This window comes from Nocardia sp. NPDC060220 (assembly GCF_042727815.1).
Taxonomy (GTDB): Bacteria; Actinomycetota; Actinomycetes; order Mycobacteriales; family Mycobacteriaceae; genus Nocardia.
Map to the genome: position 1 here is coordinate 1 of NZ_JBHWZY010000471.1, position 5,372 is coordinate 5,372.

Consider the following 5,372-nt stretch of genomic DNA (forward strand, 5'->3'; position numbering starts at 1 on the left):
GGTGGGCGACGTGCGGTTCCTGCGCCCGGAGACGATCGAGACGATCAACCGCACCCAGCAGACCAGCAGCCGCGACTATGTCCTCGGACTGCCACTGCGGTTCACCCTCGGCTACCACCGGCCGGTACTGATGACCAAGCAGCAACCACGACATGCCTTCGGCCACTACGGTGTCGGCGGTTCCGGTGCCTATGCCGATCCCGATCTGGGGATGTCGATCGCGTTCGTCACCAATCGGCTGGGCGGGGCCGTGACGGCGCTCGGTGACGCGCGGTTGGCCAAGCTGGCGGCGATGGCGCAGGGGACGGTGCGGGGCGATCGAACCTCTCGAAGAGATGCCACGTAGTACCAGGTATGAGTTCGCCGAGCCCCGCGCCCACCGCGCCGCGGTTGTCCCTGCTGCACGGCGTGGCCGCGGGGCGGGATTTCGAGGGCTACCTGCGACGACGCGCCGCGCGCAGTGATCCGTTCGCAGTCGGGTTCCCCGGGTTTCCGCCGGTGCTGTTCACCGGAACGGCCGAGGGCGCACGCGCGTTGTTCCGGGCGCCGGTGGCGTTGCTGGAGCCGCCGCGGCCCAATCCGATCGAGCCGATGGTCGGGGCCGCATCGCTGATTCTGAGTTCGGGGACGCGCCATCGCACCGATCGCGCGCTGCTGGCGCCCGCACTGCACGGCGCGCGGGTGCGACTGCTGGGCAAGCTGATTCGCGAGGCAACACTGAACGAGATCCATCATGGCGCGCGAGGTCCCTGGCAACTCGGCACGCGAATCGATGCGCTCGCGGCCGCGCGCGCCATCACCTTGCGCGTCATCCTCGCCGCGGTGTTCGGCGCCGATTCCGATCGCGCGGCCGAATACGGCGGCGTGGTCACCGATTTCCTCACCGCCTTCACCACCCCGCTTCTGGTGGCACCCGTATTGCGCCGTGACATCGGCGGTTTCGGTCCGTGGGAGCGGTTCACCGCGGCTCGGGAGCGGCTCGACGAGCTGATCCTGGCCGACATCACCCGCCGGCGCCGCACCGGCCCCGCCGACGGTGACCTGCTCGATCTTCTCCTCGCCACCCGCTACGACGACGGCACCACCCTCACCGACGCCGAACTGTGCGAGCAGCTGCGCACCCTGCTCGTCGCGGGCCACGAAACCACCGCGACCACTCTCACCTGGGCGCTGTATCACCTGCACCGCGAACCCGGCCTGCTCGCCCGACTGCTCACCGAACTACCCACCGCGGGCGGCGACCCGGCCGAGCAGGCCCGGCTACCGCTGCTCGACGCCGTCTGCCAGGAAACCCTGCGCCTGCATCCACCGGTGCCGATCGTGCTGCGCACGGTGAAGGAGCCGCTGCGCTGGCTCGGGGTCGACGTGGCGGCGGGCGCCACCATCGGCCTCGCCGTCGGCGTCCTGCACAGCCAACCGTCCACCTGGCCCGCACCGCACCTGTTCCACCCCGACCGGTTCCTCGACCGCACCGTCACGCCGTTCGAGTTCGCGCCGTTCGGCGGTGGTCACCGGCGCTGTATCGGCGCGACACTGGCCGACTACGAGCTGCGGATCGTGCTGGCAACGCTGCTGACCGAGGTCCGGTTGACCCTGGATCCCGCGCTGGCGCTCGGTGGGCGACCGCGCACCGTGCCCCGCAATCTCGCGACCGCACCGGATCGGGCGATCCACTTCACACGCACCGGGTGATCTGCCTCACGTGACGTTTGAGAGTCACACCGGTGTGTTTCCCCGCTGTTCGCACGCACCGCTGCCGACTCGCCGCTGTGAGCGCGGCGTTTGACGGAAGCCGATGAATAACAGCATGTTATGTGACCCACAGCACATAGTTGCGCGCCTGTTATCACCGCTCGGCGCGGCTGGCACCGTGTCACCTGGTGCGGGTAGTAATGGAGGGTCAGGGTCGGGGAAGTCGTTACCCCGTAGAGACCCGTTGCGGCCTCTACGGCACATGAGAACGAGCGTCACTGAGTAGATCTCGCGCCGCCGCATGCGGAACGAGAGATGGAATGGACGAGAAACCTATGCACTACGAGGCAAATATGCGGCAATCGCACTGGCTCCGCCGGGGTCTGCTGCTGTCGGCAGCGATCGCAGCGACCGGCGCGTTGATCGCCGTGCCCGCGCAGGCTCAGCCGACTCTGCCGGGCTTCGGCGCCGGTTCGAGCCAGCCCGCGGTGAACGAGCCCGCGCAGCAGGCGCCCTTCGCACCGCCGAACATCAACATCGCCGACGGCGAGACCGTCGGCGTCGCGCAGCCGATCATCGTCACCTTCCAGGAGCCGGTCGAGGACCGCGCGGCCGCCGAGCGGGCCATCAAGGTCACCTCGAGCACCAACGCGCCCGGCTACTTCTACTGGACCTCGAGCAAGCAGGTCCGCTGGAAGCCCACCGAGTTCTGGCCGGCCAACACCAACGTGACCGTGGTCGCGGGTGGTACCTCCAGCGCGTTCCACATCGGTGACGCGTTCGTCGCCACCGTCGACGACGCCACCAAGATGATCGTCGTGACGATCAACGGTGAAGTCGTGCGCGAGATGCCGACCTCGCTCGGCAAGACCGGCCACGAGACCCCCAACGGCACCTACATCGTGGGTGAGCGGCTCGAGAAGATGACCATGGACTCGTCCACCTACGGCGTGCCGGTCACCGATCCCGAGGGCTACAAGCTCGAGGTCGAATACGCGACCCGCATCTCCAACAGCGGCATCTTCGTGCACGCCGCACCGTGGTCGGTTGCGCAGCAGGGCTATTCCAACGCCAGCCACGGCTGCCTCAACGTGAGCACCGAGGACGCGAAGTGGTTCCTGGAGAACTCGCACCGCGGTGACGCCGTGGTCATCACCGGCACCCAGGGCGGAACCCTCAGTGCGGGCGACGGTCTCGGCGACTGGAACTGATGTACTGAGCGCACTGCGCTGAACAAAACCCGAACAATACGATCAATCGAGGTCGTGTTGTTCGGGTTTTTGCTGTAATCGGCACTGTGTGCCCGATGTTCAGGAAATCGGCGGGCAGGGTTAACCAATGGTTCGCCATGCACCGTAAAGCTGCCGCGGTGCGAAAGAGTCCAGAGCGGGTACTCCCCGGGAGAAGCCGTCCGTGGCAGGACTACGCGCTGTTCGCGGTACTCGTGGTGCCGAACCTGGCGCTGCTCACCCTGTTCGTTTACCGACCGCTTGCCGATAACATCCGGCTATCGTTCACCGACTGGAATATCGCTGACCCGGTGGCGAATTCGGTCGGGTTCGACAACTACATCGAGTGGTGGCAGCGCGACGACTCATGGAAGGTCGTCAGCAATACGCTGATCTTCACCGTGGCGGCGGTTGTGGTGAGTATGGCGCTCGGTCTCGCGCTCGCCATGCTGCTCGATCGAAAACTGTTCGGGCGCAATGTAGTCCGCTCGGCGATTTTCGCCCCGTTCGTGATTTCGGGCGCGGCGATCGGCGTAGCTTTTCAATTCATCTTCGATCCGAGTTTCGGTCTGGTACAAGACGTCCTGCACCGGCTCGGCGTCGACAATGTGCCGGATTTCTATCAGGACCCGAATTGGGCCCTGTTCATGGTGACGCTCACCTACATCTGGAAGAACCTCGGCTATGCCTTCGTGATCTATCTGGCCGCGCTGCAAGGCGTGCGCGCCGAATTGCTCGAAGCAGCCGAAATGGATGGCGCGAGCAGCTGGACCCGATTCACGAAAGTTCTTCTGCCACAACTGCGTCCGACAACCTTCTTTCTGTCGATCACCGTGTTGCTGAACTCGCTGCAAGTCTTCGACATCATCAATGTGATGACGCGCGGCGGACCGCTCGGCAACGGCACGACGACGATGGTGTTCCAGGTGTACGAGGAGTCGTTCCGCAATTTCCGGGCCGGCTACGGCGCCACCGTGGCCACGATCATGTTCGTGGTGCTGCTGGTGGTCACGTTGATCCAGGTGCGCGTGATGGACCGAGGCGAACGATGAAACATGTAGGCCCGCAGACACTCTCGTACAAGCGGCGCGAACGTGCCGTCACCGGACTCGGCTACGCGGCGATGGTGTGTGTGCTGATCATCGTCGGAGTCCCGCTGTTCTGGATCCTGATCACCTCGCTCAAGGACCGCTCCGACATCTACACCCAGCCCGCGGTCTACTGGCCGCACAGCTGGCATCCGGAGAACTACAGCCACGCCACCACCACGGTGCCGTTCTGGACGTTCCTGCGCAACTCGCTGATCGTCACCGGCGTGGTGTCGGTGGTGAAGTTCGCGCTCGGGGTGTTCAGCGCCTACGGCCTGGTGTTCCTGCGCTTCCCCGGCAAGAACATCGTGTTCCTGGTGATCATCGCGGCGCTGATGGTGCCCAACCAGATCACCGTCATCTCCAACTACGCGTTCATCGCACAGCTCGGCTGGCGAAACACCTTCCAGGGCATCATCATTCCGCTCTGCGGCGTCGCCTTCGGCACCTTCCTGATGCGCAACCACTTCCTGTCGCTGCCCGCCGAGGTGATCGAGGCGGCGCGGATGGACGGGGCGAACTGGTGGCGGCTGCTCACCCGCGTGGTGCTGCCCATGTCGGGACCGACGATGGTGGCGTTCGCGGTGGTGACGCTGGTCAACGAGTGGAACGAGTACCTCTGGCCGTTCCTGATGGCCGATTCCGCCGATGTCGCGACGCTGCCGGTGGGGCTGACCCTGCTGCAGAACACCGAGAACCCCAGCGTCACCAACTGGGGGCCGGTGATGGCGGGCACCGTGCTCACCATGTTGCCGATCCTCATCGTCTTCCTTGCCCTGCAACGTCACATGATCAAGGGCCTCACCTCCGGTGCGGTCAAGGGATAGATCTCGAACAGGAGTTCGCCAGTGTCCAACTCACGATTCCCGGCGTTGAGCCGCCGTGGCTTCCTCGGCCTGACCGGCGGCGTCGCCGCTGCCGCGGCGCTGTCCGCGTGCGCGGGCACCGGCGGCGGATCCGGTGATTCCGGTGACGCCAACACCATCACCTTCTGGTCCAACCACCCCGGCACCTCCAAGGAGCTGGAGCTGGAGCTGATCAACCGGTTCCAGGCGAAGAACCCCGACCTGAAGGTGAACCTGGTCGACGCGGGCAAGAACTACGAGGAGGTGGCGCAGAAGTTCAACGCCGCGCTCACCGGTGGTGACCTGCCCGATGTTGTGGTGCTGTCGGATGTCTGGTGGTTCAACTACGCGCTGAGCAAGGCCATCGAACCCGCGCGCAGCAGCCACTCGCGCCAGGCGCGGGCCTCCTCGCGGTAACCGGTGCGCAGCAGCGAGGAGAGGGTGATGGCCGCGTCGCGCAGCCAGGTGAAGCGGTAGTCCCAGTTGCGGACGCCGCCGATCTCCTCGGGGAGCGAGGC

5 protein-coding genes and 2 pseudogenes are annotated in these 5,372 nt (G+C 65.7%); 6 read left to right on the forward strand and 1 reads right to left on the reverse strand.

The window, feature by feature from the left end; all coding sequences use genetic code 11:
• From ACFWF3_RS22700 to ACFWF3_RS22725, 6 genes and pseudogenes are all read left to right on the forward strand, one after another.
• A partial coding sequence (locus ACFWF3_RS22700) for a serine hydrolase (protein ID WP_379315184.1) occupies positions 1 to 346 on the forward strand: 346 nt, incomplete at its 5' end.
• A gap of 8 nt (positions 347 to 354) precedes the next feature.
• The gene (locus ACFWF3_RS22705) at positions 355 to 1,692 is read left to right on the forward strand and encodes a cytochrome P450 (protein ID WP_379315185.1); all 1,338 of its coding nucleotides are present in this window, start codon (positions 355 to 357) and stop codon (positions 1,690 to 1,692) included.
• Positions 1,693 to 2,012: 320 nt separating this feature from the next.
• On the forward strand, positions 2,013 to 2,903 hold the full coding sequence (locus ACFWF3_RS22710) for a L,D-transpeptidase (protein WP_379315186.1): 891 nt from the start codon (positions 2,013 to 2,015) through the stop codon (positions 2,901 to 2,903).
• A gap of 158 nt (positions 2,904 to 3,061) precedes the next feature.
• Positions 3,062 to 3,973 (forward strand): carbohydrate ABC transporter permease, encoded by a 912-nt coding sequence (locus ACFWF3_RS22715; RefSeq protein WP_378989547.1) that lies wholly within the window; start codon positions 3,062 to 3,064, stop codon positions 3,971 to 3,973.
• Positions 3,970 to 4,836, forward strand: coding sequence for a carbohydrate ABC transporter permease (locus ACFWF3_RS22720; RefSeq protein ID WP_379315187.1), 867 nt, complete (start codon positions 3,970 to 3,972; stop codon positions 4,834 to 4,836). The genes ACFWF3_RS22715 and ACFWF3_RS22720 overlap by 4 nt, the downstream gene beginning before the upstream one ends.
• A gap of 21 nt (positions 4,837 to 4,857) precedes the next feature.
• A pseudogene (locus tag ACFWF3_RS22725) lies at positions 4,858 to 5,226 on the forward strand (extracellular solute-binding protein); the annotation flags it as partial.
• Here the strand turns inward: ACFWF3_RS22725 and ACFWF3_RS22730 are convergent.
• A pseudogene (locus tag ACFWF3_RS22730) lies at positions 5,226 to 5,372 on the reverse strand (glycoside hydrolase family 15 protein); the annotation flags it as partial. The pseudogenes ACFWF3_RS22725 and ACFWF3_RS22730 sit on opposite strands and share 1 nt — an antisense overlap.

Bases quoted from the DNA above. Each gene is read 5' to 3' on its own strand.
- ACFWF3_RS22705 (WP_379315185.1), top strand. From the start codon at position 355: ATGAGTTCGCCGAGCCCCGCGCCCACCGCGCCGCGGTTGTCCCTGCTG.
- ACFWF3_RS22710 (WP_379315186.1), top strand. From the start codon at position 2,013: ATGGACGAGAAACCTATGCACTACGAGGCAAATATGCGGCAATCGCAC.
- ACFWF3_RS22720 (WP_379315187.1), top strand. From the start codon at position 3,970: ATGAAACATGTAGGCCCGCAGACACTCTCGTACAAGCGGCGCGAACGT.